General features: G+C 58.1%; 24 protein-coding genes. 12 read left to right on the top strand and 12 right to left on the bottom strand.

Features of this window, described 5'->3' with window-relative positions; all coding sequences use genetic code 11:
* From BM035_RS15970 to BM035_RS15955, 4 genes are all read right to left on the bottom strand, one after another.
* The coding region (locus tag BM035_RS15970) for a transposase (RefSeq protein ID WP_175497406.1) at window positions 1–254 on the bottom strand (254 nt) is incomplete at its 3' end.
* A 488-nt stretch (window positions 255–742) separates the two neighbouring features.
* A complete protein-coding gene (locus BM035_RS15965) occupies window positions 743–2,779 on the bottom strand; it encodes a TonB-dependent receptor family protein (RefSeq protein ID WP_217646356.1) in 2,037 nt (678 codons plus the stop codon).
* Window positions 2,780–3,366: 587 nt separating this feature from the next.
* Entirely contained in the window at window positions 3,367–4,677 is a 1,311-nt protein-coding gene (locus tag BM035_RS15960) for an NAD(P)/FAD-dependent oxidoreductase (protein ID WP_008176838.1), read from the bottom strand.
* Between the two features lie 246 nt (window positions 4,678–4,923).
* Entirely contained in the window at window positions 4,924–5,529 is a 606-nt protein-coding gene (locus tag BM035_RS15955; RefSeq protein ID WP_008176841.1) for a TetR/AcrR family transcriptional regulator, read from the bottom strand.
* A gap of 117 nt (window positions 5,530–5,646) precedes the next feature.
* Here BM035_RS15955 and BM035_RS15950 point away from each other — a divergent pair, with 117 nt between their 5' ends.
* Window positions 5,647–6,201 (top strand): carboxymuconolactone decarboxylase family protein, encoded by a 555-nt coding sequence (locus BM035_RS15950; RefSeq protein ID WP_092033114.1) that lies wholly within the window; start codon window positions 5,647–5,649, stop codon window positions 6,199–6,201.
* A gap of 26 nt (window positions 6,202–6,227) precedes the next feature.
* Here BM035_RS15950 and BM035_RS15945 read toward each other — a convergent pair whose 3' ends face one another.
* Window positions 6,228–8,336 (bottom strand): NosR/NirI family protein, encoded by a 2,109-nt coding sequence (locus BM035_RS15945; protein ID WP_092033111.1) that lies wholly within the window; start codon window positions 8,334–8,336, stop codon window positions 6,228–6,230.
* Between the two features lie 109 nt (window positions 8,337–8,445).
* Here BM035_RS15945 and yghU point away from each other — a divergent pair, with 109 nt between their 5' ends.
* Both yghU and BM035_RS15935 read left to right on the top strand, forming a co-directional pair.
* Window positions 8,446–9,318: a glutathione-dependent disulfide-bond oxidoreductase gene (yghU, locus tag BM035_RS15940; RefSeq protein WP_092033109.1), complete on the top strand. Its 873-nt coding sequence runs from the start codon at window positions 8,446–8,448 to the stop codon at window positions 9,316–9,318.
* On the top strand, window positions 9,315–9,875 hold the full coding sequence (locus BM035_RS15935) for an LOG family protein (protein WP_092033106.1): 561 nt from the start codon (window positions 9,315–9,317) through the stop codon (window positions 9,873–9,875). Before yghU ends, BM035_RS15935 begins: the two co-directional genes overlap by 4 nt.
* 6 nt (window positions 9,876–9,881) lie before the next feature.
* On the opposite strand, the gene BM035_RS15930 is transcribed toward BM035_RS15935, so the two are convergent.
* On the bottom strand, window positions 9,882–10,625 hold the full coding sequence (locus BM035_RS15930; RefSeq protein WP_092033104.1) for a spermidine synthase: 744 nt from the start codon (window positions 10,623–10,625) through the stop codon (window positions 9,882–9,884).
* 6 nt (window positions 10,626–10,631) lie between these two features.
* Window positions 10,632–10,964 carry an ankyrin repeat domain-containing protein gene (locus BM035_RS15925; protein ID WP_092033101.1) on the bottom strand — a complete coding sequence of 111 codons (333 nt, stop codon included), beginning with the start codon at window positions 10,962–10,964 and terminating at the stop codon, window positions 10,632–10,634.
* A gap of 114 nt (window positions 10,965–11,078) precedes the next feature.
* On the opposite strand from BM035_RS15925, the gene BM035_RS15920 reads away from it, so the two are divergent.
* From BM035_RS15920 to BM035_RS15910, 3 genes are all read left to right on the top strand, one after another.
* Window positions 11,079–11,702, top strand: a complete 624-nt coding sequence (locus tag BM035_RS15920; protein ID WP_092033098.1) for a YbhB/YbcL family Raf kinase inhibitor-like protein — start codon at window positions 11,079–11,081, stop codon at window positions 11,700–11,702.
* Between the two features lie 177 nt (window positions 11,703–11,879).
* Window positions 11,880–12,731 (top strand): UDP-2,3-diacylglucosamine diphosphatase, encoded by an 852-nt coding sequence (locus BM035_RS15915; protein ID WP_092033096.1) that lies wholly within the window; start codon window positions 11,880–11,882, stop codon window positions 12,729–12,731.
* Window positions 12,732–12,878: 147 nt separating this feature from the next.
* Window positions 12,879–14,591 carry an ABC transporter permease gene (locus BM035_RS15910; RefSeq protein WP_008176862.1) on the top strand — a complete coding sequence of 571 codons (1,713 nt, stop codon included), beginning with the start codon at window positions 12,879–12,881 and terminating at the stop codon, window positions 14,589–14,591.
* A 7-nt stretch (window positions 14,592–14,598) separates the two neighbouring features.
* Here the strand turns inward: BM035_RS15910 and BM035_RS15905 are convergent, their stop codons facing one another.
* Entirely contained in the window at window positions 14,599–15,714 is a 1,116-nt protein-coding gene (locus BM035_RS15905; protein WP_008176865.1) for an ABC transporter ATP-binding protein, read from the bottom strand.
* A gap of 193 nt (window positions 15,715–15,907) precedes the next feature.
* Between BM035_RS15905 and BM035_RS15900 the strand changes: the two genes are divergently transcribed.
* Window positions 15,908–16,930, top strand: a complete 1,023-nt coding sequence (locus BM035_RS15900) for a Fe(3+) ABC transporter substrate-binding protein (RefSeq protein ID WP_008176867.1) — start codon at window positions 15,908–15,910, stop codon at window positions 16,928–16,930.
* Between the two features lie 143 nt (window positions 16,931–17,073).
* Window positions 17,074–17,766 (top strand): TVP38/TMEM64 family protein, encoded by a 693-nt coding sequence (locus tag BM035_RS15895; RefSeq protein WP_008176869.1) that lies wholly within the window; start codon window positions 17,074–17,076, stop codon window positions 17,764–17,766.
* 16 nt (window positions 17,767–17,782) lie between these two features.
* Here BM035_RS15895 and BM035_RS15890 read toward each other — a convergent pair whose 3' ends face one another.
* From BM035_RS15890 to BM035_RS15875, 4 genes are read right to left on the bottom strand one after another with little or no spacing between them, the layout of a single operon-like run.
* Complete coding sequence (locus BM035_RS15890) at window positions 17,783–18,955, bottom strand: ADP-ribosylglycohydrolase family protein (protein WP_008176872.1); 1,173 nt, start codon at window positions 18,953–18,955, stop codon at window positions 17,783–17,785.
* A gap of 42 nt (window positions 18,956–18,997) precedes the next feature.
* Window positions 18,998–19,309, bottom strand: coding sequence for an EthD family reductase (locus tag BM035_RS15885; protein ID WP_008176874.1), 312 nt, complete (start codon window positions 19,307–19,309; stop codon window positions 18,998–19,000).
* Entirely contained in the window at window positions 19,306–19,572 is a 267-nt protein-coding gene (locus tag BM035_RS15880; RefSeq protein WP_092033093.1) for a zf-HC2 domain-containing protein, read from the bottom strand. The genes BM035_RS15885 and BM035_RS15880 overlap by 4 nt, the downstream gene beginning before the upstream one ends.
* Window positions 19,566–20,183 carry an RNA polymerase sigma factor gene (locus BM035_RS15875; protein ID WP_092033090.1) on the bottom strand — a complete coding sequence of 206 codons (618 nt, stop codon included), beginning with the start codon at window positions 20,181–20,183 and terminating at the stop codon, window positions 19,566–19,568. The genes BM035_RS15880 and BM035_RS15875 overlap by 7 nt, the downstream gene beginning before the upstream one ends.
* 254 nt (window positions 20,184–20,437) lie before the next feature.
* Here BM035_RS15875 and BM035_RS15870 point away from each other — a divergent pair, with 254 nt between their 5' ends.
* From BM035_RS15870 to BM035_RS15855, 4 genes are all read left to right on the top strand, one after another.
* Window positions 20,438–22,627, top strand: coding sequence for an FAD-dependent oxidoreductase (locus BM035_RS15870; protein ID WP_008176880.1), 2,190 nt, complete (start codon window positions 20,438–20,440; stop codon window positions 22,625–22,627).
* Window positions 22,614–23,585: a radical SAM protein gene (locus BM035_RS15865; protein WP_008176882.1), complete on the top strand. Its 972-nt coding sequence runs from the start codon at window positions 22,614–22,616 to the stop codon at window positions 23,583–23,585. The genes BM035_RS15870 and BM035_RS15865 overlap by 14 nt, the downstream gene beginning before the upstream one ends.
* A gap of 387 nt (window positions 23,586–23,972) precedes the next feature.
* Window positions 23,973–25,376 carry a sodium:solute symporter family transporter gene (locus BM035_RS15860; protein WP_014578974.1) on the top strand — a complete coding sequence of 468 codons (1,404 nt, stop codon included), beginning with the start codon at window positions 23,973–23,975 and terminating at the stop codon, window positions 25,374–25,376.
* Window positions 25,377–25,380: 4 nt separating this feature from the next.
* On the top strand, window positions 25,381–26,331 hold the full coding sequence (locus tag BM035_RS15855) for a hypothetical protein (RefSeq protein WP_008176885.1): 951 nt from the start codon (window positions 25,381–25,383) through the stop codon (window positions 26,329–26,331).
* Window positions 26,332–26,351 lie beyond the last annotated feature (20 nt).

Here is a 26,351-nt window from a genome sequence, read left to right as displayed (position 1 = left end):
TGATCATTCAGATCTTCGTAGCCACCGGCCACACCGTAGACCCGTTGCCGGACCAGGGACTTGAGCTCATGACGAATCATCCGGGGATCCCGCTGGTCGGTCAGAGTCTCGGCCAGCCGTTGGGTTAACCGGTGTTGTTTGTCGACTTCGCGCAGTAACAGCAAGCCGGCATCGGAGGTGATATGGCCTCCGGAGAAGTCGGTTTCAATCTGGCGGCGGGAAAGTGGCGAGAAGGTCAGTTTTTGAGGTACCATTTTGGATAGCGGTTGTTGGTGTTGATTGATGGTGTAAGGTCCTGAAATTTTAACACTTTCAGCCGCTTTCTTTTATCCCCTCATGAGAAATTCGGGCTAGGGGCATCAGATCAGGCTAAGCTTGCCCAAGACGATGTTTTATCCTAATTCACTAATCAAATGCACGTTGCATATTCAGGCATGTCGTTGGCACCAGAACCGCCTGCAAAGGAGAACTGACCAGTGGCTGTGCCTAGAATCATGTCGAGCTCTCGTCGGGTGATTGCATTACTAACGCCCGTAGTTGCCATTGTAGCTGTGATGTACCAGCGATGGTGCCCGTGACTGAAGTCACGTAATCGCCCGAGGGCGTGCTATTGGCCGGATCCAAATCACCGGCACTAGCGACTAAGTAACAGCGCGAAAAGTGCCAGCTGCGGGGTTCTTCCAACCTGTCGACGTAACGTTACATGGCCTCGTCCCGCGACACTCCCTTCTGGCACTGAACATTAGAATCCGACTTTCACACCGGCGTAGAAAGTACGCCCCGGCGCAGGCTCGTAATAGCGTTCGAAGCTGGCATTGATACGCACGTTCTCGTAGTAGTCCTCGTCGAAGAGGTTGCGAATACCCCCATATAGATCCACGGTGGTGTCGCCACCCACGTGCCACCTTTCCCCGCCCCTCAGGTCAAACCGCCAGTGGCTGTCGACCTCTTCGGTGTTGGCGTCATCGACATAGAAATCCCCGACATAGTGAGCACCCACTTCGGCGAAACGACCGCCCAGCCCCTGCCATGCCAAAGCGCCGTTCCAGAGAGTTTGCGGCAGCCCGGGCAGATCGTTGCCGGCATAGTCATCGCCGCCACTGGTGGTGTAGCGGTCAAACTCGTAACGGGCCAGGGTCAGGCTGCTGCGGACCTCCCAGGCAGGCAGGAAGGGATAACGGACCGCCGCCTCCAGACCGTCGCGGGAGGTTCGGCCTGCGTTCCGATAGAAGGTACGCCCACCAGGGCTCTCAAATGGAATCAGTTCGTCATCGACATTGATGGAAAACAGAGCGACCTCGTATTCCAGCCCCATGTCGAATAACCCGCGGGCACCCATTTCATAGTTCCGGGCCTGTTGGGGCTCTATGTCAGGGTTGAAGCCGCCCGTGCCATCAGGGCGGGCAAACTCGGTGAAAGTTGGTGTTTCGAAGGCATCGCCGACGGTGGCGTACCATTGGTGGGCCGGTCGGTACTGATAGCTCAGACCAACGCTACCGGACCATTCGCGAAAGGTTCGCTCGCCACTATCATCGCTGCCATCCCCCAGATAATCATCGTCTATTTCCATGGCAACCCGGTCATGTCGAACCCCAGCACTGAAGGCGAGTTTTTCCGTCAGCGCCCACTCACCCTGTGCGAAGACCCCTGTGCTCCTAGCTTGCTGAAACTCATCCCCCGTCGTGCCGGTAACCATTCCGGTGACATCAACACTGCGACGTCCGCGGTCGTCTTCCTGCCAGCCCAGGTCCGTGCCCACGATCCAGTTGAATGGACGCCCTGCCAGGTCGGCCTGTCGACTGTATTCCAGACTCCCGCCGTAATAGTCCCGCTTGTAGTTGATTAGGCTGGAGCCGGGGAACGGCAGTTGTTGCTCGAAGTCGCGCCAGCTGTAGAAGACCCGGGCATCCAGGGCGCCGCCCGCAAAGGCCTGGTCGCTGTAGTGGGCACCCACCAACTGCTGGTCCACGGTCTGCCCTGAATCGATGTTCTTGGCGATGTCTCGTGCCTGGCGTGGATCTTCCTCGGCATCTTCGAGGTTCAGACCACTCGGATCTTCCGCCTTCGGAGTGTCCAGCAGGTTGAGCAGCACGGTCAGGGATCGCTGGTCATCCAACTGATAGCCCAGCTTGCCATTGAACAGGTATTTTTCCACTTCGCTCTGTTCTCGGTAGCCATCGGACTGCAGGGCAGAAGCACTGGCCGAGTAGAACCAGTCGCCCTGCTCACCGCCAGCCCGGATGCCAAGTTGCTTCAGTCCGTGACTACCACCCTGCAGATCAATCACCGGTGACTGCCGCATGCGACGGCCATCCGCCGTAGTGATGTCAATAACACCTCCGGCGGCGTTGCCATATAGGACCGAGGAAGGACCACGAATCACTTCAATCTGCTCGGCGCTGGCCAGGTCCACCGCGTCGATCTGGGCCTGCCCGTCGGGCAAAGTGTAGGGAATGCCATCGACCCGGATATGAAGGCCGCGAATACCAAATGGCGCCCGCGCCCCGAAGCCCCGGCTGGAGATGCGCTGGCCCTGGGCATAGTTTTCCCGGTTCTGCAGATACAGGCCAGGGACAAATTCCAGGGACTCGTCCAGGTGAATACGCTGCTGGCCCTGCTGGATATCCCGCCGGTTAACGACGGAAACCGCCGCCGGGGTAGTATAGATATCCCGTGACAGCCGAGGCGCAGTCACCGTGATAAACGGCAGGGTTTCCGCGGAGGTTGCGGCATCATCCTGCCCGGTTGCGTCGCCATTCCATGCCAGTGCCGCGGCCATCAATGGGCCTGCTCTACATGCTTGCCTGATCCTCATACCTGCTTCCCGCCTGATTGTTTTTTTATGGCTTTTGCTGACCCTAGCTTATGCACCGCCTCGTCATCCTTATCCGAGGCATATCCGTCAAAAGCCAAAATGATAGCAGTTCCGCTGTAACTTTTGACGCTGAACCCGGAAAAATTGATAGTGGAAAAAAACGCAGCTTAGACGGACGAACAGTGCCACCAACTACCTTGAAAAACACCGCCTTTGACCCTGACCCCGTATTAGGTCCACCCAGAGTTGGAAAAATCCGGCCGCTAAACTTTTAACAAGTGACTATGGCGAACTCGCCCTCAACCTGAATGTCCGCTTTGCGACCTTTGCGATCGTTATGACGCCCCACTCTTAACCGCGACTATTTTCTGAGGAGTTTACAGATGAACGGCGCAGTACCCGAAGTTACCTAAAATAACAAAAAATTCAGGCCGATCAGGCTTGTATGGCAGCTTGTATGACGAACCTGATAAATGTATATAAACATTTGATTGTAATGAGAAGTTAGATTCCCTTCACCCGCTCCACTTCATTGCCGCTCGACTGTATCTCTAGTGTAGTTTGAGTCGGGGTTGCATGGCACGGCTGATTTTATCCATCAGCCAGATAATCCCGGTGCGGAACATGCCGTGCAGGGCTACCTGATGCATCCGATAGAGGGACAGGTAGAACATGCGGGCCACCTTGCCCTCGATGTACATGCTGCGGCCGGACAGGTTGCCCATCAGATTGCCGACGGTGGTGTAGCGGCTGAAATTGATCAGCGAGCCGTGGTCGTTGTAGACGAAGGGCACCGCCTCGCCATTGTCCAGGCGGTTGCAGAGGGTCTTGAACAGGGTGTCTGCCTGCTGGTGCGCAGCCTGGGCCCGGGGGGGAACCGGCAGGTCGGAATCCGGTTGCGGACAGGCAGCGCAGTCGCCGAAGGCGAAGATATTGGCATCCTGGGTGGTTTGCAGGGTCTGTTCCACCACCAGTTGATTGCTCCGGTTCACCTCCAGACCTTCCAGCTCGGCCAGGAAGGCCGGGGCCTTGATGCCCGCTGCCCAGATGGTCATTTCCGAGGGTAATTCGGTGCCGTCTTTCATCACGACCGTACTGGGCCGTACCTCACTCACCGGCTGGCCGGTCAGTACTTTCACCCGCTGGTGTTCCAGCTCCCTGGTGGCCGCCGCAGACAGCCGGCCAGGCAGGGCGGGAAGAATGCGGTCAGCGGCCTCGATCACGGAAATGGAAACGTCCGAGGGCTGAAGGTGGTTCATGCCGTACACCGGCAGCTCGCGGGACGCCAGTCGCAATTCTGCTGCCAGTTCCACACCGGTGGCACCCGCGCCGATGATGCTGATATTCAGGGTATGCTCAGCCCCCTGCAACGCCTCGTGATTCTTGCGCAGAAAGGCGTTGAGCATCAGGTTGTGGAAGCGCCGGGCCTGTTTGAGGCTGTCCAGGAACAGGCAGTTGTCCTGGGCGCCGGGCGTGCCAAAGTCGTTGGCGGTGCTGCCCACGGCAATCACCAGTGTGTCGTAGGGGATATGGCGTTCGGGAACGACCTCTGTACCGTCGACATCGTGGAACGGGGCTATGACCACTTTCTTGCTATCGCGGTCCAGTCCGCTCATGCGGCCGAGCTGGAATTCGTAATGGTGTTTGCGGGCATGGGCGCGGTAGTTGATCTCGTTCGCGCTGGCATCCAGGGAACCGGAGGCAACTTCGTGCAGCAGGGGTTTCCAGACGTGGGTCAGACCGGAATCCACCAGCGTGATTCTGGCTTTTCCCTTTCTACCCAGTTTGTTCCCGAGGCTGGTAACAAGTTCGAGACCGCCGGCGCCACCGCCGACCACAACAATGTGATGAAGGTTGTCCATACCAATCAGACCTGTAAGTGAAGAGAGCCAAGGACTCTTCAGGCGAGAATGCTTGGCTGTCCTCACTCGGAACCAGACGAGAAGCCGGAATTCGATCGGGAAACAGGGCGGGGCCTGAGCCGGGCAATAATGTTAACGCGCCCGGACCTGTGGGTACAATTCTACGGAAGTGCTGTTTCCTTCCGGCCTGGCGCTCGCGAACCTGTGGGTGGCGCGCTCGCCGGAGCCGCAGAAGGAAAAGCGGGTTTAATGCTGGGTGCGATACCCGTCCAGGATGGCGGCCATATCGTCACCAAGGTCTTTCATGGCTTGCGGATCCAGATTGCGTTCACCCATGGATCTCAGGCCCATGATCTGCGCCTGCAGGAGCCGGGCAAGTCGACGGCTGTCTACGGATTGCGCCAGCTCCCCTTTCACCCGAGCCTGCTCTACCAGGTCTGCAAGAGATCCCTCGATCGCGGCTAGAATGCTGTTAGCCTGGTCCGCCAGGGCCGAATGCGTATTGCTGGATTCCAGCAGCGTTTTCACGATCATGCAGGCTCGTGAGGGTGCCGCGCTTCCGTCTCCGCAACTGCAGGCGATGCCGCGTAGATAGTCCTGAAGGCCGTCAACAATGGAATCAAAACCCTTGAGGTGAACGGCCAACTCCCGGCCGCCCTGTTCCGCATAGGCGGCCAGTGCTTCTGAAAACAGACCGTCCTTGCTGCCAAACGTGGCGTAGATGCTGCCCGGCCGCATATCGAGGGCCTGCTCGATCTGCTTCATGGAGCTGCCGTGATAGCCCTTCTCCCAGAACAGGCCAACGGCCTTTTCCAGAGCGGTTTTTCGGTCATAGCGTGCGTGTCTGGCCATAACAACAATTCACCATCGTAGTGATTTGAATGACCGCTCAATTATATATTGAATGATCGCTCAATAACAGTCAGCCTGAAGTATTAATTGAGCAAACATTCAATAAAGGAGTTGGCAATGACAGATTTCCCCCTTCACGACAAAGACACTGCACCGGAGAAATCCAGACCATTGCTGGACAACTCGCTCAAGGCGTTCGGCATGATTCCTGGCCTGCACGCGGTCATGGCGGAGGCGCCGGGCATCCTCGAGGGTTACCAGCAACTGCATCAACTGGTGCTGGACAGCAGCTTTGATAATGATGAAAAGACCGTCGTCTGGCAGACCATCAACGTGGAAAACGCCTGTCATTACTGCGTCCCGGCCCATACCGGGATTGCCAAAATGATGGACGTGTCTGACGACATTACCAATGCACTGCGGGACGAAACGCCGCTGCCGAGCGACAAGCTCGAGGCGCTGAGAACCTTCACTCTCGCAGTCATGCGCAAACACGGCAATGTCAGCAAAGAGGATCTGGACGCGTTTTATAAAGCGGGCTACCAGCACCGCCAGGTACTGGAAGTGATTCTGGTGTTGTCCCAGAAAGTCATGAGTAACTACGTCAACCACATTGCGGAGACGCCCGTTGATGAGCCGTTCAAGAAGTTTGAATGGCAGAATAAGCAATAATCCGGGCTTCGCGGCAACGGGACGGGTCAGCCCGCGTCCGTTGCCAGTATGTTCGCCTGTCTTGATCGTTTTTTGGTCTCGAGCCGCTTGTCGACGCACCGGGTGTCGTCCTCGAGAATAACGACGCATTCCAGGCACTGAATGCATTCGTCGTAATCGATCCGGCCATCCTTGCGAATGGCATTGATACCGCACTCATTCTTGCAGTGCTGGCAGGGGTTGCCACAGAGCTCAACCCGGTCCAGCCAGCTGAACAAGCGTAACCGGCCGAGCGCCGCGAGGCCGGCGCCCAGCGGGCACAGGTAGCGGCAGTAGAATTTGTGGATGAACATGCCGATCACAAGCAGGCCGACGGCGTAGAGAACGAAGGGCCAGGAGCGAACGAAAAACAGGGTTATGCTGGTTTTGAATGGTTCCACCTCCGCCATTTTTTCGGCGACGGTCAGGGAGTAGAAAGCGGTGCCCACCAGAGCCAGCAGGATCGGATATTTGAGCAGAATCAGTCGCCGGTGCCAGTGCTCGGGCACCTTGATCTGGCGGAATTTCAGTTTTTCGCCAAGCCAGGCGGCCATTTCCTGCAGGGCGCCAAACGGGCAGAGCCAGCCACAAAACAGGCCCCGGCCCCAGATGAACAGGGTCACGAAGGTGTAGATCCAGAGTATGAAGATGATCGGATCCAGCAGGAAAACATTGAGAGAGAAACCGTCCCAGATCGCCAGGAACAGGGTGTAGATGTTAACCACCGAAAGCTGGCCCTGGGCGTAGAAGCCAATGAAAAACAAAGTGAAAAACAGGAATCCCCAGCGGAACCGGTGTACCAGCTTCGGGTTGCGGCTCAGGGTTTTCTGGCGGGCGAAGAACACGGTCAGAACGGTCAGGCCGATTACCAGCAGTGAAATCTGCCACCAACGTTCTTTCCAAAGGCCGATCCAGACCGGTTGACGGGTGTCCTCCGGGTTGGGAGCAACCTCGACGGTTTCGAACAGTTCTTCGTTGAACCGAACCGGGATATTCAGGGATGTGCGGTCCACCATCAGGTGATTGCGGGCCAGTTCGACATTGAGCTTCAGATTGGCTTCCGCTCCTGGGTTAAAACCGGCGTTACCGCCCACGCGGAACAGGTTTCCGGCATCGAATGACGGGATGCCGGCCGCCCGGAAATCTAGATTCTGGTCCAGCAGGTTCAGGTCGCGCATCTCCACGGCAAGGTTGTTCTGGGTAAGGCCGACACGGTCGGGAGAACTGCCGGGGACGAACTCGCGGGAAACATGGGGAAAGGCGCCGCGGGACATGACGGCCAGAACCTGTGCGCCATCATCCAGCCGTTCCATAAGTCGCTGGTAGCCATCGTCTCCAAGCAGGTTCCGTCCCACCATGGGCGAATTGATGTAGGCGAAGAAAAGCTCGGTAAAAGGTTCGCCGTCTGCGGGTTCGATGTCCATGGGGTAGTCTGAAAGAGGCCGGCCCAGCTCGGCCTCGATGGATTCGGCAGCAATCTGCCAGTGTCCGATGTAACCGCGATCCACCAGTTGCTGCCAGGACATGGGCTGGTAGAAATCCGGTTTCGCCCGTGTGGGTGCGCTCTGGGCAAAGCCCTCGAGTTTCTTGCGGGCCACCTTGAGGGCTGAAGAGAGCACGGTGTCGTTGATGATCAGGACCGAAACCGTGGCCTTGCTGACACCGTCAAAGTGCACCACGTTGCCGTCGCTGGTTCGTCCGGAACGGCTGGAGTTGGAGGTGCTGACAATAATCTGCTCTTGTAACGAATGCCCTTCGTATTGGTCTACAAAGTCGAACAGGGGGCCTTCGCCCAGGCCATGGAGAAAAACCGGCTCGTGGTGATTCAGCACCTTGATGCCGGTGAAACGCCCTTTGCTGTCGAGGCCGATCAGCATGCTGATCGGTTTGCCGGCAAAGCCCTGTAGGCGGCTATGGTCTGCGGTTTCGTAGGCATAGCCAAGCAGTTCCTGGAGTTGATACACCGGGTACACGGGAAAATCGGGCAGCTTGTCTTCAATGACCGTTGCCGAGGGAAACAGCTCCTGAATCAGCGCCCGCTTGCTGTCTGACAGCTCGGCGTGAACCGGGGGCACTAAAAACAGACAGGCAAGAAGGAGCACGATGCGCCCTGCCATGGGGTACTCCTGTGGTTCTTTTTGTTTGAACTTCCATGCTAGAGTTTTCGGCCCCGGGCTCAATGCGACCTCGGAGCCAGCTGAATGCTACTTTGTGAGGAGAAATGCCATGACCGACGCTACCTACACGCCACCCAAAGTCTGGAAATGGGACTCTGAGAGCGGAGGTCGGTTTGCCAGTATCAATCGCCCGATCGCCGGTCCGACCCACGACAAGGCGCTACCGGTTGGCAAGCATCCGTTGCAGCTTTATTCGCTGGCGACGCCCAACGGCGTGAAAGTAACGGTGATGCTGGAGGAGCTGCTGGAGCTGGGTATCAAGGACGCCGAGTACGATGCGTGGCTCGTCAGGATTACCGAGGGCGATCAGTTTGGCAGCGGGTTTGTGGAAGTGAACCCCAACTCCAAGATCCCGGCCATGATGGACCACAGTGTCACCCCGTCCATCCGCCTGTTCGAATCCGGGTCCATCCTGCTTTACCTGGCGGAAAAATTCGGGGCGTTCCTGCCCAGTGACATCGCCGGACGCGCGGAGACCATGAACTGGCTGTTCTGGCAGATGGGCAGTGCGCCCATGCTCGGTGGCGGCTTTGGTCATTTCTACGCCTACGCGCCGGAATACTATGAGTATCCGATCAACCGTTACACCATGGAGGTCAAGCGCCAGCTGGATGTGCTCGACCGTCAGCTGGCAAACAATCGATACATCGCCGGCGACGAATACACCATCGCCGATATGGCGATCTGGCCCTGGTATGGTGCCCTGGTGAAAAACAAGGTGTACGACGCGGCCGAGTTCCTGGAAGCCCACACCTACACCAACGTCATTCGCTGGGCCGATGAGATTGCCCAGCGTCCGGCGGTCAGGCGTGGCCGCATGGTCAACCGGGCCTGGGGTGAGCCGAGCAGCCAGCTGCACGAGCGTCACGACGCCAGTGATTTCGAGACCCAAACCCAGGACAAGATTGGTGACGGTGAATGAAGGTCGCGGTTTATTGCGGCTCCCGGTCCGGAAATGATCCGCTTTACGCGGACAAGGCCCGGGAGTTAGGTGATTACTTCGGTCGAAATGGCATTGAGCTGGTGTTCGGTGGCGGGCACGTCGGCCTGATGGGTGTTGTGGCGGATGCTGTCCTGGCCGCGGGCGGCCGGGTCCACGGGGTCATCCCGGAGCATCTGCGGGATCGTGAGCTGGCCCACTCCGGCCTGACCGAGCTGCATGTGGTCAAAAACATGCACGAGCGCAAGGCCCTGATGGCGGATCTGGCCGACGGCTTTGTCGCATTGCCGGGTGGTATTGGCACGCTGGAAGAGCTGTTCGAAGCCTGGACCTGGGGCCAGTTGGGGCTGCACCAGAAGCCTTGTGCCATCTACAACGTCAACGGGTTTTTTGACCCGTTGCTGGCGATGGCGGAGAACATGGAACGTGCCGGTTTTTTGCAGCAACAATACATCGACATGCTGATCCGGACCGACCAGCCAGATCGCCTGCATAGGGCTTTTCAGGACTATCAGGGCCCCGGGGAAAAGTGGTTGTGAGCGACCTCACTCCATCCGGCTGACTTTCGCCATCAAACGACGCCAGTCTATTGGTAGCCGGTTCTCCAGTTCCGCCAACACCGGGTCTTTCGGATGTACGGACTGGAAGTGCTGTTTGCTGGCGTAAACCACGGTGTTGTTGCTCTTGCTTCGGAAACCCAGAAGCACCGCAAAGTGCCGCTTGAGCCGCCGGAAGTAGGCCCCTTCGACATCCGGTGTTCTGTGGTAGTTCAGCACCAGCCAGCCATCGTCGGTCAGCACCCGCGTGCATTCATCAACGAACTGCTTCTGGGCCTGGGCAGGGCTCATCCGGTCTGCGTTATACAGGTCGGCCAGGATCATGTCCGTGCTCGCCTCCGGCAGCTTTTCCAGGGCATCCCGGGCATCGGCAATGGTGACCTCCAGGCGCTCACTGTCGGGCAGGTCAAAAAACTCCCTGGCCGTATCCAGTACCGCCTGACGAAGTTCTACGGCGTGTATCCGGCATGCGGGATAGAGATGGTGAAATGCGCCGGCCATCACGCCGCCGCCCAGGCCCAGTATGGTGACGTGGCGGGGGTTGGCAAAGACCGCCGGCAGCATCATGGCCCGGTTGTACTCGTGTACTGGCAGATAGGGATAGCGACGGTCGATCTTGCTCTGCTCGAACACCGAATTGAAGGTGAGCACCCGGTGTTTGCGGTAATCGACCACCAGGATACTGCCCAGGGCATCCCGGGTATGATGAATAATCTCGCCTTTGTTGAACATGCCGGCTTACTGGCCGGATTCTTCGAACAGGCGCTTTACGCTGTCGGTTTTTGCCAGCGACAGAGCGGTATTGCCGTTGCTGTCCTTCGCTTCGCGATCGGCCCCTTTTTCCAGCAGCAGACGTACCGTTTCCGGGTGGCCGTGCTTGCTGGCCAGGATCAGCAGGGTCTCGCCGTCGCTGGTGCGCATGTTCACCGGGACGCCGGCATCCAGCATCACGCTCAGAGGTCCGGCACCGCCGTTGCGGGCCAGTTCGAAAATACCCTGGGCGAAGGCAACCGCATCCTCGTCTTTCTGGTTCGCGGGTTTTTGCGGCTTGCCGGGCTTCTGTTGGCTCATCGGGGCTCCGTGGTCAGTTCAATCGATTTTGTGTTAAAAACGTATTATCACAGAATGAGACTGTCCCAGACACAGTCAATGAGCCCAAGGCTAAAAACGACAGGAGGCAACGCCGTGAAACTACAAGTTGAAGGCATAGACGAAGGCCAGCCGATTCCGGAGAAATTCGCATTCGGGGTCTACAGTGAAGAAGATCACATGAGTTTCGGCCCCAACCGGAATCCCGAGATCGTCTGGGACGATGCGCCAGAGGGCACGAAAAGCTTCGTGGTGATGATGTTCGATCCGGACGTGCCCAGCGTTGCGGATGATGTGAACCAGGAAGGCAAGACGGTTTCAAAAGATATTCCCCGCGTCGACTTCTTCCACTGGCTGCTGGTGGATGTGCCTGCCGGCACCACCCGGATTCCGGAAGGCGAAGACAGCGATGGCGTGATTCCCAAGGGCAAGGAGCCGGGGCCCGGTCCCATCGGTATCCGCGGCGTGAACAATTACACCCAGTTCCTGGCGGGCAATCCCGACATGAACGGCACCTACGCCGGGTACGATGGTCCCTGTCCGCCCTGGAACGATGAGATCATCCATCACTACCACTTCGAGGTGCATGCACTGGATGTGGATACCCTTGCCCTGAATGGCGAGTTCGATGGTAACGATGTGCGCGAAGCCATGGCAGGTCACGTACTGGCCAGCGCCCGGGTGACGGGTACCTACACCCTGAATCCGGACCTGCGCTAACGGATTCAGACACCGAGCAGTGATATTCCGGTAACCCAATCGGTTACCGGATAGCCATCGTTCCCTCCCCCTGATTCCTTTCTGAACGTCACAGAAGTGTCTTGTTGTTGTCATGTCCCCGTCACCCGGTCTTGCCAAGGTGTCAGCATCCGGAATACTTGAAAGACGGGAGGCAAGATGCGGAGCTACCGGAGCGTTTTCATTTCCGATGTGCACCTGGGCACGGCTGACTGCCAGGCCGAGTATCTGCTGGATTTCCTGAACCAGGTCCGCTGCGAAACTCTGTATCTGGTGGGCGATATCATCGACCTGATTGCGATGCAGCGACGGGTTCACTTCCCGGATTCCCATCAGGCCGTCATTCACAAAGTCATTGAGCTGGCGGCCAGTGGAACGCGGGTGGTCTATGTGCCCGGTAACCACGACGATTTCCTGCGCCGGTTCTGCGGCCAGACCATTGCCGGAATTGAACTGCAGTACAAAGCTGTGCATACCACGGCTGATGGTCGACGCTTCATGGTCTGCCACGGCGACCAGTTTGATCAGGTGGTGCGATGCAGCCCACTGATGCTTCTGGTCGGTGACCGTGCCCACGGTATCCTGCTCCGCCTGAACCGCTGGTTCAACGCCTGGCGCCGGCTCAAGGGCAAGCCTTACTGGTCGCTCGCAGCCTGGGTAAAGAGCAGAATCGGCAAGGCGCGCACGTTCATCCGGCGGTTTGAACTGGCGGCGCTGACGGTCGCGGAAAAGGGCAACTACGACGGTTTCATCTGCGGCCACATCCACTCCGCCGGCTTCCTGCGCAGCGAAGATGGTCTTTACTGCAATGACGGCGATTGGGTAGAACACTGCACGGCGCTGGTGGAGCAGGAGAACGGCACACTGGAGCTGCTGCATTGGTCGGAAAACCCCAATGTTCTGGCCAGAGAGCCTGACGCCCCGCATCCGGATGTGTGTGGAGACGCCCGGCCGGTGATTGATGCCCTGCCCACAGCGTTCGTGGAGCAGGTCAACCGGCTCGTCAGCTGAGCAGAGGTGTGCGGCGACCTCGGTCGCCCACCCTGGCACTCGCTCAGGCCGATCGAGGCTTCAATATCCCTCCTTCAGGGTGGCTATTTTTCATAACGCCATCGTATCCCTTATACTCCGTGTCCCTACCAGCCCTTCATAGGCTTTATGGCTGAACATACGACATCACAGACAAGCGGTTTTGCTGGCGCTGGCCCCGGAACCGGCGCCGCCAGTCATCGCGCGCGTCGTTTCAATGCCTGGACGGTCAGCACCCTCGTGATCGCCCTGCTGGTTGCGATGCCAGTGCTGGTCATCCTTGCCCATGTGTTTTTCCCGTCCGGTGAAGTCTGGCAACACCTTGTCAGCACGGTTCTTGGAAGATACCTCAGTAACACCGTGGTGCTCAGTGTCTCTGTGGCTGTAGGAACCACCCTGATTGGCACTGCCTGCGCCTGGCTGGTGGTTATGTGCCGGTTTCCCGGCAGGCGGCTGTTCGAGTGGGCCCTTCTGCTGCCGCTGGCGGTGCCAACCTACGTTATTGCTTATGCTTACACGGATTTCCTGCAGTTTGCGGGGCCACTACAAAGCGCCTTGCGCGACTGGTTCGGCTGGGAGTTTGGCGACTATTACTTTCCGGATATCCGGTCCCTGGGCGGTGCTGCCCTGCTGATTACCATGGTGCTCTACCCCTACGTGTACCTGCTTGCCCGGGCGTCGTTCATGGAGCAGTCGGTAAGTGCACTTGATGTTGGCCGCACTCTGGGCCTGGGGCCATGGCGTATGTTCAAACGCATTGCTCTGCCGCTGTCCCGTCCTGCGATCATCGGCGGCGTTTCGCTGGTCCTGATGGAAACACTGAACGAGTTCGGGGCAGTCCAGTTCTTTGGCGTCGATACCTTCACCACCGGAATCTACCGGACCTGGTTTGGCCTGGGTGAGCCGGTTGCAGCGGCTCAGCTCGCAGCCTGCCTGCTGGTGTTCGTGGTTCTTGTTGTTGTTCTGGAACGCGTTTCCCGCGGTGGCAAGCAATACCATACCTCGGCACGGTACCAGGCATTGCCCGAGTATTCGCTGAATTCAGGTCAGGCTGCGCTCGCCTTTGCAGTGTGTTTCCTGCCTGTTCTTATTGGTTTTATTGTTCCGGCCCTGATTCTGCTGGAAATGGCGATTACGACCGGCGACAGCCTTTTCGGGACGCGTTTTCTGGAATTCGCGTTCAACAGTCTGATACTCGCCTCAAGCGCGGCGCTGGTTGCCGTTACGCTTGCTGTAATGCTGAGTTACGGCGCACGGCTGAATCCCAGCTCCTGGGTCCGGAGTGCGAACCGGATTGCGGCCATGGGCTATGCCATCCCCGGGTCTGTCATTGCCGTGGGCATCATGATTCCGCTGGCCTGGCTGGATCAGAAGCTCAATCTCTTTCTTCGTGACAACTTTGGTTTCATGGTGGGTCTGGTACTCAGTGGCAGCGCTTTTGTCCTGATCTACGCCTACACGGTGAGATTCCTGGCCGTCTCCTTCAATACGGTTGAGGCCAGTCTGGGGAAGGTTACGCCCTCAATGGACGCAGCTGCGCGAACCCTCGGTCAAACCGCCGGTGGTACCTTGCGCAAGGTTCATACGCCGATCATGCGCAGTAGCCTGCTGGCGGCCGGTATACTGGTGTTTGTGGACGTGATGAAGGAGTTGCCGGCGACCATCATACTCCGGCCGTTCAACTTCGATACCCTGGCGGTCCGTGCCTACAGCCTGGCCTCTGACGAGCGATTGGCCGAGTCGGCCATGTCCTCCCTCGCCATTGTTGTGGTCGGGATCATTCCCGTGGTCATTCTGAGCCTGGCGATGCGTCGGTCCCGCCCGGGAAGTAAAACGGGGTAGCCACGGTTTACTCGGCGAACAGAAAAACCTGCGACATATCCAGCTCAAGCGAGACAGCCTGTCCCTCTTCCGGCAGAAACACCCCGGGCACTTTTGCATGCAGGTGCATTTCCTGCCCGTCCGGCCCGTGAGCACAAATATGCAACAGACTGGTCGGGCCGAGCAGTCGGGACATCAGAACATGGCTGGTGCGGTCATCACCGGCCTGTCCTTCAAGTTGCCTGACTTTGACCGCCTCCGGACGGATCAGAATTCTAGCGCTGCTGCCGTCCTCAAAACCTTTAGCTTCCAGGTGGCCCAATGGCGTTGTCACCACGCCGTTGTGGACAACGCCGCGATGTTCGTTCACCTGCCCGAAAAAGTTGACCACGAACGGCTCGGCAGGATTGCAGTAAAGGTCTGTAGGAGTTCCCGTTTGCACGATCTCTCCGTCTCGCATCAGTGCGATCCGATCTGCCATGAACATGGCTTCCTCCGGGTCATGAGTAACCAGAAGAGTGGCCGTGTTCAGCTCTTTCAGCACATGCAGTGTATCGTCCCGAATCTGGTCGCGCAGCCGGGCGTCGAGGCTGGAGAATGGTTCGTCCAGCAGCATGACCCGTGGCGACGGAGCAAGGGCCCTGGCCAGGGCTACCCGCTGCTGCTGACCACCTGAGAGGGTATGTGGGTAAACATTGGCGGCATCGGCCATGCCCAGGCGCCCCAACAGTTCGAGTGCGCGCGTACGTTGCTGCTTTTTCGGCATGGAGCTGATGCCGAAGCAGACGTTCTCCAGCACCGTCAGATGGGGGAAGAGTGCAGATTCCTGGAATGCCAGGCCCACATTCCGCTTTTCCGGGGGTACCTGCACGCCACCGGGTGCCGAAACCAGGGAGCTGCCGAGAAAGACTTTGCCGCGGGACGGCGTCTGGAGGCCTGCAGCGATACGCAGCAGCGTTGTTTTGCCGCAGCCAGAAGGGCCGAGGAGGCAGACAACCTCGCCTGCTTCCAGATGCAGGTTGATGTCTTTGACAACGCTATCGCCATGGAATTGGCAATGCACGCGGTCAAGCATCAATGACGGGCCCGACAGGCCGTTCTCGAGTTGGTCGCTGTAGGTTGGGCTTTCCTGATAAATGCTCATGGTGCCGATCCAGCCTCCCGGTTCAAACTCCAGTGGAGGTGCAATTGTAAGCTTGTTGCGTCTGATTGTGTATTGAATACGTAAAAGCGACTGATTCCTATTTATTGACTTCTATGCCCGGGTTCGTTTAAATCGCATCTAAATACTAATCGTTTTCACCTGCAATAGTAATTAGCAACCAAGGAGAGATCCCGTGGTATCTCATAAAGCGAAGTTGGCAGCCGCTGCCCTGGCAACAACACTGGCAGCAACGAGTGTCTCCGCGAGTGAAGTCAACCTGTACTCTGCGCGGCACTACGATTCGGACCAGGCAATTTATAACGCCTTCACCGAGGAGACCGGCATCAAGGTCAACCTGATTGAGGGGAAGTCCGATGCGTTGATCCAGCGAATCCAGCGAGAAGGTGTCGCCAGCCCGGCCGATATCCTGATTACCGTTGACGCGGGTAACCTCTGGCGAGCCGACCAGGAAGGCATCTTCCAGCCGGTGGATTCGGAAGTTCTGAACAGCCGTCTGCCGGATTCCCTGCGTCATCCGGAAGGGCATTGGTTCGGCTTCAGTCAGCGTCTGCGCGTGATCTACTACGATCGTTCAGACTTTGATCCTTCCCGGATCAGTCAGTACGAGGACCTGGCCAAGCCGGAATTCAAGGGCGAGATCTGCATCCGGTCCTCCAGCAACATCTACAACCAGTCATTGCTGGCCAGCCTCGTTGAGTACCACGGCGAAGAAGGCGCTGAGGAGTGGGCGCAGGGCGTAGTCAATAACATGGCCCGTGATCCCCAGGGTGGCGACACCGATCAGATCCGTGCTGTGGCTGCCGGTGAATGCAACCTGGCGGTTGGCAACCATTACTACTACGCGCGCCTGCTGAACTCTGATGATGTTGCAGACCGTGAAGTGGCCCGGGAGGTTGGCATTATCTTCCCGAACCAGGATGGCCGTGGTGTTCACGCCAACATCGGTGGTGCGGGTGTGGTGGCTACCGCGCCTAACCGCGACAACGCTGTCCGGTTCCTGGAGTTCCTGTCCTCCGATACCGCCCAGCAGATCTTCGCTGAGAGCAATCACGAGTTCCCGGCGGTAGACGGTGTACTGAAGAATCCGGTGCTGGATTCCTGGGGCAACCTGAACATTGATGACATCAATGTGAGCGTACTGGGCACCAACAATCCGGAAGCGGTGAAGATCTTCGACCGTGTGGGCTGGCGTTAATCGAAGTATCACGAAATTGATCGCAGATTACGCTTGAGAGAGCGTGCCCAAGGGCCGGATGTTGGTAAGACATCCGGCCCTTTTTATTTTATCGAGGCACCGGCTGTGCTTCCTGTTACCTGATGAGCGGGTAGAATAGCCGGATGACCCGATCGCCGCTGGTTTTCCGTCTCTCCTTTCTTGCCATTGTCGCGTTTTTGATGGCCATGATCTGGCTTCTGCTGCGGCAACTGGGCATGCCTGCCAGCTTTGCACCAACGGTGCTGTCCGACTGGTTTGCCAGTCAGGGGACTCTTGGGCCGGTATTACTGATGCTCCTGATGGTTCTTGCTGTCGTGGTCGGGCCAATACCCACGTTGCCGATCAGTGCGGCGTCCGGCCTGGTTTACGGAATGTTCAACGGAACGGCAATCGCGGTAGCCGGTGCACTGGCGGGTTCGCTGATTGCCTTTTATCTGGCGCGAGTGCTTGGTCGCGATGCTGTTCAGCAGAAGCTCGAAAACAACCCGGTATTCTCGGCCAGAGGGTCACAGCGGTTCCTGTTTATTGCAGTCCTCCTCACCCGGTTAATCCCGGTGTTCTCCTTCGCCCTGATCAGCTATGCCGCCGGAGTGACGGCGATACACCTTTGGCGTTACGCCTTGGCAACGGTTATTGGAATGTTACCCATGACCTTTGTGTTTGCCGGGTTGGGGCATACCCTCGAGCTTAACCCCACCCTGACCGTTATAGCGGCAGCTACGGTATTGCTGGTCATGAGCACGTTGCCCCTTTACCTGCGGCATCGCCCACATTCCCGTCTGGCTCGCTGGCTGCAGCTGGATGGAAGGGTCTGATGCCCGCTGCAGATTCTCAATTTCCCACAAGCGACTCGATATCCTGATAGACGGTCGCAGCATCCGTTACCCTGGCGAGCCAGCTCAGAGGAATGCCGTTCTCACCGCCAACACCGTGCATGGCGGCCATGGCCGGGCCAATCAGCCAGGCTCGACCGCAGGAGTCACCACCACAATGAATGTTGGCGCGGATGGCTTCGGTGTAGCTCCGGGCCGTGTTCAGAATGTGAAAGCTGACCGGCATGGCTTCCTGCAGGTAACAGGTGCGGCCAAACGTGTCACCGGCAGCAACGCCGTTCAGTTCCGAGCTCTCAAGTGCCCGTTTGAGGGACGCCTGATCGGGTGCTTCGTCGATGGCCGAATTCATTGCCTTGGCAAGAGGCTCGCCCCTGAATAGCCCGTCCAGAAGCACCGCTGCACACTTTGCCCAGGCAACGGCCTCGTCGTTGTGATTGGTAACCCGCACGGCTGCTTCAACAACGTCCAGGAGGTTTGTGCTTCCGCTATGGGCGGCAACGAGTGGCGGCAGCTTGGACACCGCAGGCAACTGCATGTCGTCGGCGCCACTCGCCGGTACCAGATTGCGGTCGATGGTTTCCGCCAGATGAACGCCGGCGTCCTGAATGGCCTTTTCCTTGTACGTCAGGCTGATGGCCTCCCGCACCGGCTGCGCAAGCGCGCTGCCGCTCAGACGGCGGGTGTAGGGCATGACCTTCTGCACCAGAATCCGCTTCTGTTTGTCGGAAAGATCATCCGGCATGCCGGACTGCGCCTCCTCGACCGCCTTGCGCTCGATCGCATTGAAATTCTCCAGCGTGATCCGTGTCGGGTTATCGATGAATCCCCGCCACTGGCCACCGGGCCCAAAGAACGAACGAAACCGGCGCTGGTAATCGCGGATGTCCAGATTGCCGTTGGTGGCCAGTAAGCTGTCGGTCAGCACGCCGGTGGCTGCGCCGTAGTGACTCACATCGCCAACCTGTTTCCCCTCGTGAGCGAAGTAACCGAATCCCTTTGTGTAGTACTCGGCTCGTGGAGGCAGGAATTCGGGCGACTGTCCACCCACCTCCAGAATGCGCTCGCTGTTGTAGAGCCAGTGCAAACCCAGGCTGGCTGCGTCTGCGACCCAGCCGCCTGCCAGAGCAGCGGTGATGGCGCCTTTTCTTTCGGGAGGGAGATTGCTGACCATGGGAGATCCTTGATGTCCGGTTTGTGAGTCCGACCTGAAGGATTATTCGATAACGTCGCTGATCTGGACCGTTGGCTGAACGTTGGTGAAGTTCGGGATGTCGCCAAGAATTTCCTTGGCATGGGGGCCGAAGGCGGTCTGGAAATCGGCAACAGAGTCAAAATACATGTGGCCCATGGCAATGTAAGTGGGGCCCTCTCCCGGGGCGCCGCCGGCCAACCCGGATTCGATGGCTGTGCGCTTGCAGGCATCGCCCAGCCTGTCGCGGACCAACGCCATGTGCGTGTCTCGGTAGTAGGCAAGGTCAAAGGTGCTTTCTGCGGTTTTCGGATACATCACACTGACTTTGATCATTTCGGGCCTCGGTTTGTGGAATCGCGGGGACCCTCTTTTAGCGCCTCGGCCACCCGTTCGTCAATCTTGCGGATAAGCTCCTCGTCTGTCTCGCCAGAGGAATGTGCTTTTAACATGTCGGTGCTTGCCCGCAGATTGCCGATAAAGGTCCGGCAGTCCTTGCACATCATCAGGTGCATTTTGACTGACATGTTCTGGAGAACAGGCAGCTCGCCATCAATATAGTCGCTGGCAATTACCGCGAGATCCCTGCACATCAGCATTCGCCGGTCTCCTGGAAATTCTCCACCATCAGAAAGATCTTTTGCCTCGCTCGATGCAAAAGTACACGCAGATTAGAGGCACTGACGTCCAGAATGTTACAGACGTCATCGGATTTGTGCTGGTGGGCCTCATAAAGCATCAGGGCAGAACGCTGGGTCTCCGGCAGCGCAGAGAGGTGCTTGTCCAGGCAATCGCTGAGGGCGCCGTTTTCCATCAGGGTGTCGGCAGAGTCGTGAAACTGCAGTTTGGGCGGCAGATCCCATTGGCCTTTGGCGTTAAATCGGTCCGACAGCGCCGGCTCCAAGGCCCCCGAAAAATCGGAAGGAACCTCTCGCTTGGCCGATCGAAGCTGATTCTTGCAACGGTTGGCAACAACCCGGTGCAACCAGGTTTTTAAACCTGAACGACCTTCAAAGCCATGGATCGCATCAATAACTTTAACCCAGCAATCCTGAACGGCTTCTTCTGCACTGGAATGATCCAGATAGAACCGGGCGACTGCTAACATGCCGGGGGTGTAGGCACGTACTGCTTCCTGAAAAGAATCATTATCACCCGTTTTCAAGCCCTGAATCAGTTCTATCTCCTTTTCCCGACTTGAGTCAGTCATGACCGTTCCCTTTTATGAGCAATTGTTCAAGAATAGCAGTAAGTTTGGAAATCGGTCGATAAGTTCCCGGCGTATTCGGTAGGCGGTGTAATCAAATTGTTAGATATTCATGAGCAATCGTTGACACAATGCGTTGCCGAACGACGTACAACAACGGTAAGCCGGTAACGAACACTGAGCCCAAGGTTTGATGTAACACTTCCGGGATTGGGGTGTCTCTTCGTTATCACGTTCAAGGTAGAAAGGATTATTTCATGACACTCAAGAAATGGATTCTGGTCGCGTTGATTGCGGCTGTGGTTGTCGGGTTTATTGCCAGTGGTGGTAGCGAGCTTCTGACTCTCGAGAACCTGAAGCAAAACCAACAGTCCCTCGGTAACTGGATCGATCATAATCTGTTGGTTGCGGTGCTGGGCTTCGTTGTTGTTTATGTCGTGGTAACAGCGCTTTCTCTGCCAGGCGCTACCATCATGACTCTGGCTGGTGGTGCGTTTTTCGGCAATCTCTACGGTCTGGCAGCCGTCTCCGTTGCTTCAACTATCGGTGCGTCGCTTGCTTTCCTGGTGGCGCGGTTCCTGATGCGAGACACGCTTCGAAAACGGTATGGCGAAACCGTGGCGAAGATGGATCGCGGCATTGAAAAAGACGGCGCCTTCTACCTTGCAACCCTGCGGCTTGTGCCGGTATTTCCCTTCTTCCTGATCAACCTGGCCATGGGCCTGACGGCCATGAAGCTGCGCACCTATGCGCTGGTAAGCTGGATCGCCATGTTGCCCGGCACCTTTGTTTATGTGAATGCGGGTACCCAGTTGGGCCAGATCCAGTCCACCGGCGACATCGTCTCGGCCGATCTACTGCTCTCCTTCGCGCTGCTGGGTCTGTTCCCGCTGATTGCCAAATTTGTGGTGGGCTTTATCCGCCGCCGCAAAGTGTACGCCGGCTGGCAGAAGCCCGAACATTTCGATTACAACCTTCTGGTCATAGGCGGTGGCTCTGCCGGTCTGGTCTCGGCCTACATTGCCGCAGCCGTGAAAGCCAAGGTGGCTCTTATAGAGAAGCACAAGATGGGTGGCGACTGCCTGAATACCGGCTGCGTGCCCTCCAAAGCGCTTATCCGCAGCGCCAAGGCGGCGGACACCCTGCGCCATGCCAACCGGTACGGGCTGGAATCGGTGCCCGTTAAAGGCTCGTTCAAGAACATCATGAACCGGGTCAAGGATGTCATCGCGAAAGTGGAGCCCCACGATTCGCCGGAGCGATACCGCAAGCTGGGTGTGGACTGCATTGCCGGCGAAGCCAGCTTCGTGTCGCCCTGGGAGCTAGAGGTCCGGCACAATGACGGCCGCACCGAACGCCTGACCGCCCGCAGCATTGTGGTGGCCACCGGCGGCAAGCCGGCGGTACCACCGATTCCCGGCCTGAAGGACATGGAGCCGCTAACCTCGGATAACCTGTGGGAACTGCAGGAGCAGCCCGAGCGCTTGCTGGTGTTGGGCGGTGGCCCGATCGGTTCGGAGCTGGCCCATGCCTTTGCCCGACTGGGCAGCAAGGTGACCCAGGTGGAGATGGGCGAGCGCTTGCTGGCCAAGGAAGATGAGGATGTCTCTGAACTGGTTCTGAAGCAGTTCCAGGCAGACGGCGTGGATGTCCGCCTGAAACATGCTGCTGCCGAGTTCCGTATGGAGGAAGGAGAGAAAGTTGCCTACTGCGAGCACGAGGGTGAGCGGGTGCGCATTCCTTTCGACCAGGTTCTGGTTGCTGTTGGCCGTGCAGCCAACACCGCCGGCCTGAACCTGGAGCGGATTGGTGTGGATACCCTGCCGAACGGAACCGTACCGGTAGAGGAAGACATGAGCCTGAGGTACCCGAACGTATTTGCCTGCGGCGATGTGGCTGGTCCATACCAGTTCACCCACGCGGCGGCCCATCAGGCCTGGTACGCGGCGGTCAACGGTCTGTTCGGGCAGTTCAAGCGCTTCAAGGTAGACTACCGCGTAATGCCCTGGGTGACCTTTACCTCGCCGGAAGTGGCGCGGGTGGGACTCAGTGAAGCCGAGGCAACCGCGCAGGGCGTGGCCTACGAAGTGACCCGCTACGGGCTGGATGATCTGGATCGTGCCATTGCCGAGAGTGAGGATCATGGTTTTATCAAGGTGCTGACCCCGCCGGGCAAGGACAAGATCCTGGGCGCCGTGGTGGTTGGCAGCCACGCCGGGGAAATCCTGGCCGAATTCACCCTGGCCATGAAGCATGGCCTGGGCCTGAACAAGATCCTGGGCACCATTCACCCGTACCCGACCTGGAACGAGTCGGCGAAATACGCTGCCGGCGAATGGAAGCGCGCTCATGCCCCTGAAGGCATTCTGAAGCTGCTGGAGAAACTGCACGGCTGGCGCCGTGGGAAAAACACGAATACACCGAGGAGCATCTATGCCCCTGACTGAAGCCAGACCGGCCCGGAAAAATCGAATTCCGGCCGTTGAAGTCCTGGAACCCCGGGCCCGTGATAGCTGGACCCACACTCGCAACGGCGACCCCCGGGGTTACATCGATGCAGACAAGCTCAAAGAGCTCTGGATCCACACCGGCACCGCCTGCAATCTGGCGTGTCCGTTTTGCCTGGAAGGTTCGCACCCCGGCGATGGCCGCATTCCGGGCATGAAGCTCAGTGACGTGAAGCCGTTTATCCACGAAGCCATCGACATGGGGGTGGAGCAGTTTTCCTTCACCGGTGGTGAGCCCTTCGTGATCCGGGACTTCGTCAATATTCTGAATTACGCCAGCCAGCACCGGCCCTGCTTCGTGCTGACCAACGCCACCGAGCCGCTGCACAAGCGACAGCATCAGGTGCTGCCTTTGCTGGATAACCCCTACCCGATTCATTTCCGGGTCAGCCTGGACTTCCCGGACAGGGCCCGTCACGACAAGGACCGCGGTGACGGCAGCTTTGATGAGGCCTTGCAGGGCATCCGCTGGCTGGTCGATCAGGGCTTCAAGGTGTCCATTGCCCGCCAGACCGATCCGGAGGAAATTCCGGCAGATGTCGAAGCCGCGTTCCGTGACATCTTCCGGGAGTGGGGCATTCCGGAGAACCTGGCATTCACCGCATTTCCGGATCTGGGTACGCCAGGCTCGGAAGACGGCAGCCCGGAGATTACCGAGACCTGCATGGAGAAGTATCCGACCAAGGAGGCTCGCTCTCATTTCATGTGCACCTATACCCGGATGCTGGTGAAGAAGGGCGATGAGGTTCGGGTGTATGCCTGCACTTTGGTGGACGATGACCCGCAGTATGACCTGGGGGGGACGCTGACCGAGAGTATGGATGAGCGCATTATGTTGCGGCATCACCGGTGTTTTTCCTGTTACCGCTTTGGGGCTAGTTGTTCGGCGCCGGCTTGATTCTGGTGTAGGGCCGCTCAGGACTGATTGCTGGTCATTGGCGGCCTGGGAGGTGACGTTATTTTCCCTTGGGAAAAACAACTCGCTTCGCTCAGACATCTTTTTCCTGGCGGGAAAATAACCTCACCACCCAGACCGCGGGTACGGCTTTGCTATTCGGTTGTTGGCTATCTCCTTCGCCGGGGAAACCAGAACGGAAGTTGAACAAGGGGCAGGCCGGTAGGGATTTCAAAAAATGTGGAGCGCCATGGACGGCGCGACCAAGCCCCCCATGGATGGGTTCACGGGCGTTTTTTTGAAATCCCTACCGGCCTGTCCCGAAAGGCACCCAAACCAGAAACCCGGGAAAAACCCCGGATTAAACGACAAAGAACAAGGTAAGAAAACATGAACTTCACAGAGGCCTCCCTGTTCTGGGGATTCCTGCTGGTCTACGGCGTGGTGATGTATTGGCTGTCGCCCAGGAGCAAGAACGCGAATTCTTTTTATAAAGGCGCCGATGACCAGGGTAACCCGGTGGGGCAGTGGTCGCTTACGGCCAGTATTTTTATCAGCTGGATCTTTGCCAAGTCGGTGACCAATGCGGCGAACCTGGGTGCGGCTTATGGCGTGGTGGGCGGTCTGGCCTATGCCAGTTACTGGCTGTCGATTCCTGTGGCGGGGTATGTGATTTACCTGATCCGAACCCAGACCGGGGCGCGGAGTCTGCAGGATTTTCTGACCTCCCGCTTTGGCCGGCTGGCCAGTCTGGCGTTTGCGGCGGCGATTCTGATCCGGCTTTATAACGAAGTCTGGAGTAATACGGCGGTGGTGGGCGGTTATTTCGGGTTGCCCGGTGAGTGGGAGTATTACGCGGCGGCGATGCTGTTTACGGTGTTTACTCTGGCCTACAGCCTGAAGGGTGGGCTGCGGTCTTCGATTTTCACCGATGTGATTCAGGCTTTCGTGTTTGTGTTCTTTGTGGGAGCGGTGCTGTTCCTGATCATTCCGGCCAACGATACCAGCGCCTTGCTGACCAATGGTGAGTTCCGGCTCAACGCCGGTTTTGACCTGCTGTTGGTGGCTTTGCTGCAGCTGTTCAGTTATCCGTTCCACGATCCGGTGCTGACCGACCGGGGCTTTGTGAACAAGGAAAAGACCATGCTGAAGAGCTTTGTGGTGGCCGGGCTACTGGGCTTCGTGGCGGTGTTTATCTTCAGTCTGGTGGGTGTTCACGCCCGTCTTAACGGCATTGAGGCCATGGGCAACGCGCCTGCTGCCGTGGGCCAGTCTCTGGGCCTGGCAGCGTTGTTCTTCATGAGCGTGGTCATGATGACGTCGGCGGGGTCCACCCTGGATTCCACTTTCACGTCGCTGGCCAAGTCGCTGGCGGTAGATCTGCCCAGGCTGGCGCAACGTGCCTCTGACAAGCTGCCGAGCATGCGGGTGGGTGCGGTCGTGATGGTGATCTTTGCCTTCCTGGGCAACCTGCCGATGTTCGCCGGCACCGATATCCTCAAGGCCACGACCATCTCCGGGACGATGGTCATGGGGCTGGCGCCGGTGTTCCTGTTCTACGGTTTCACCAAGTGGTCGCCGTGGAGTTTCCATCTGAGTTTCTGGACCGGCCTGGGGCTCGGGGTCTTGCTTGCGGTTGGGCTGATTCCAGCAAGCTGGGCCATTGGCGATGGCAAATACGCCATGTTGCTGGGCGTGAACGCCTATGGCTTCCTGATCTGCACGGCTGGCTTCTTTACGCCTTTAGTGCTTCGTCGTCTTGCCGGACGGTCACTGGCGGCGGGGGAGGCCTGAGCCGATGAGCGAAGGCCGCAGCTGTCCGTTGGCGTACCGGTACTCTGCCGAATCGCTTTGCGAGGATCCCCGCACGGTTTCCGAGGACGTGCTGTATATCATTGGAGGGCTTTACGGGAATCCCTGGGCCCTCGATGAAATCGAGCAGATGGCGCTGGCGGAGGAGCGTCAGGGGCACCGGGTGAAGCTGGTGTTCAATGGTGACTTCAACTGGTTCAACGCCAGCGATCGCCTGTTCCGAACCATCAATAACCGGGTGTTGGATCACACGGTCAGTCTCGGGAATGTGGATTTCGAGCTGGCGAATCCCAGTGCCGGTGCCGGATGCGGTTGCGCCTACCCGGATTTTGTCGATCAGGGCGTAGTGGAGCGGTCGAACCTTATCATGGAGCGGCTTCAGGGGATTGCCGGGGAACATCCGGATATCCAGCGTCGCTTGTCCTTGCTGCCGCGGTATCGATGCCTGATCTTTGGAGGCCTAAAGGTTTTGGTGGTGCACGGGGATCTGGAGTCCCTGGCCGGATGGGGGTTGGCTCACGAAGCTTTTGTCGAGGGTAACGATGGCAAGCTCTCGCAATGGTTCCTGGCGTCGGGGGCCGATGTCATTGCCTCAACCCACACGTGCCTGCCGGTGCTCTGGTCGGGGTTGGTGGGTGAGCAGAATCGGGTGGTAGTGAACAATGGCTCCGCAGGCATGGGGAATCTGCAATCAGACCCGCGTGGGCTGATCACCCGGATTGGTCTGTCCAGCCCCGTCATTGAGCCGGTTGCCGGAATTGAGCGGCATGGGCTGCATGTGTCTCTGCTGCCTGTATCCTATGCACTTGAGGCCTGGTTGCCGGAGTTTGACCGGTTGTGGCCGGTCGGCTCGCCTGCCGCTGTGTCCTATCGGAACCGAATTCTGAAAGGCACCTCACTGAGTGCCGATGATGTGATTTTTCCTTCACTAATTTAACCATTTTGTCACTGGCGAAT

Origin of the sequence: Marinobacter sp. DSM 26671, assembly GCF_900112835.1 — a bacterium.
Lineage (GTDB): Bacteria > Pseudomonadota > Gammaproteobacteria > Pseudomonadales > Oleiphilaceae > Marinobacter > Marinobacter flavimaris.
The sequence above is the reverse complement of the archived record's forward strand: the minus strand, read 5'-3'. Positions and strand labels throughout refer to the sequence as shown.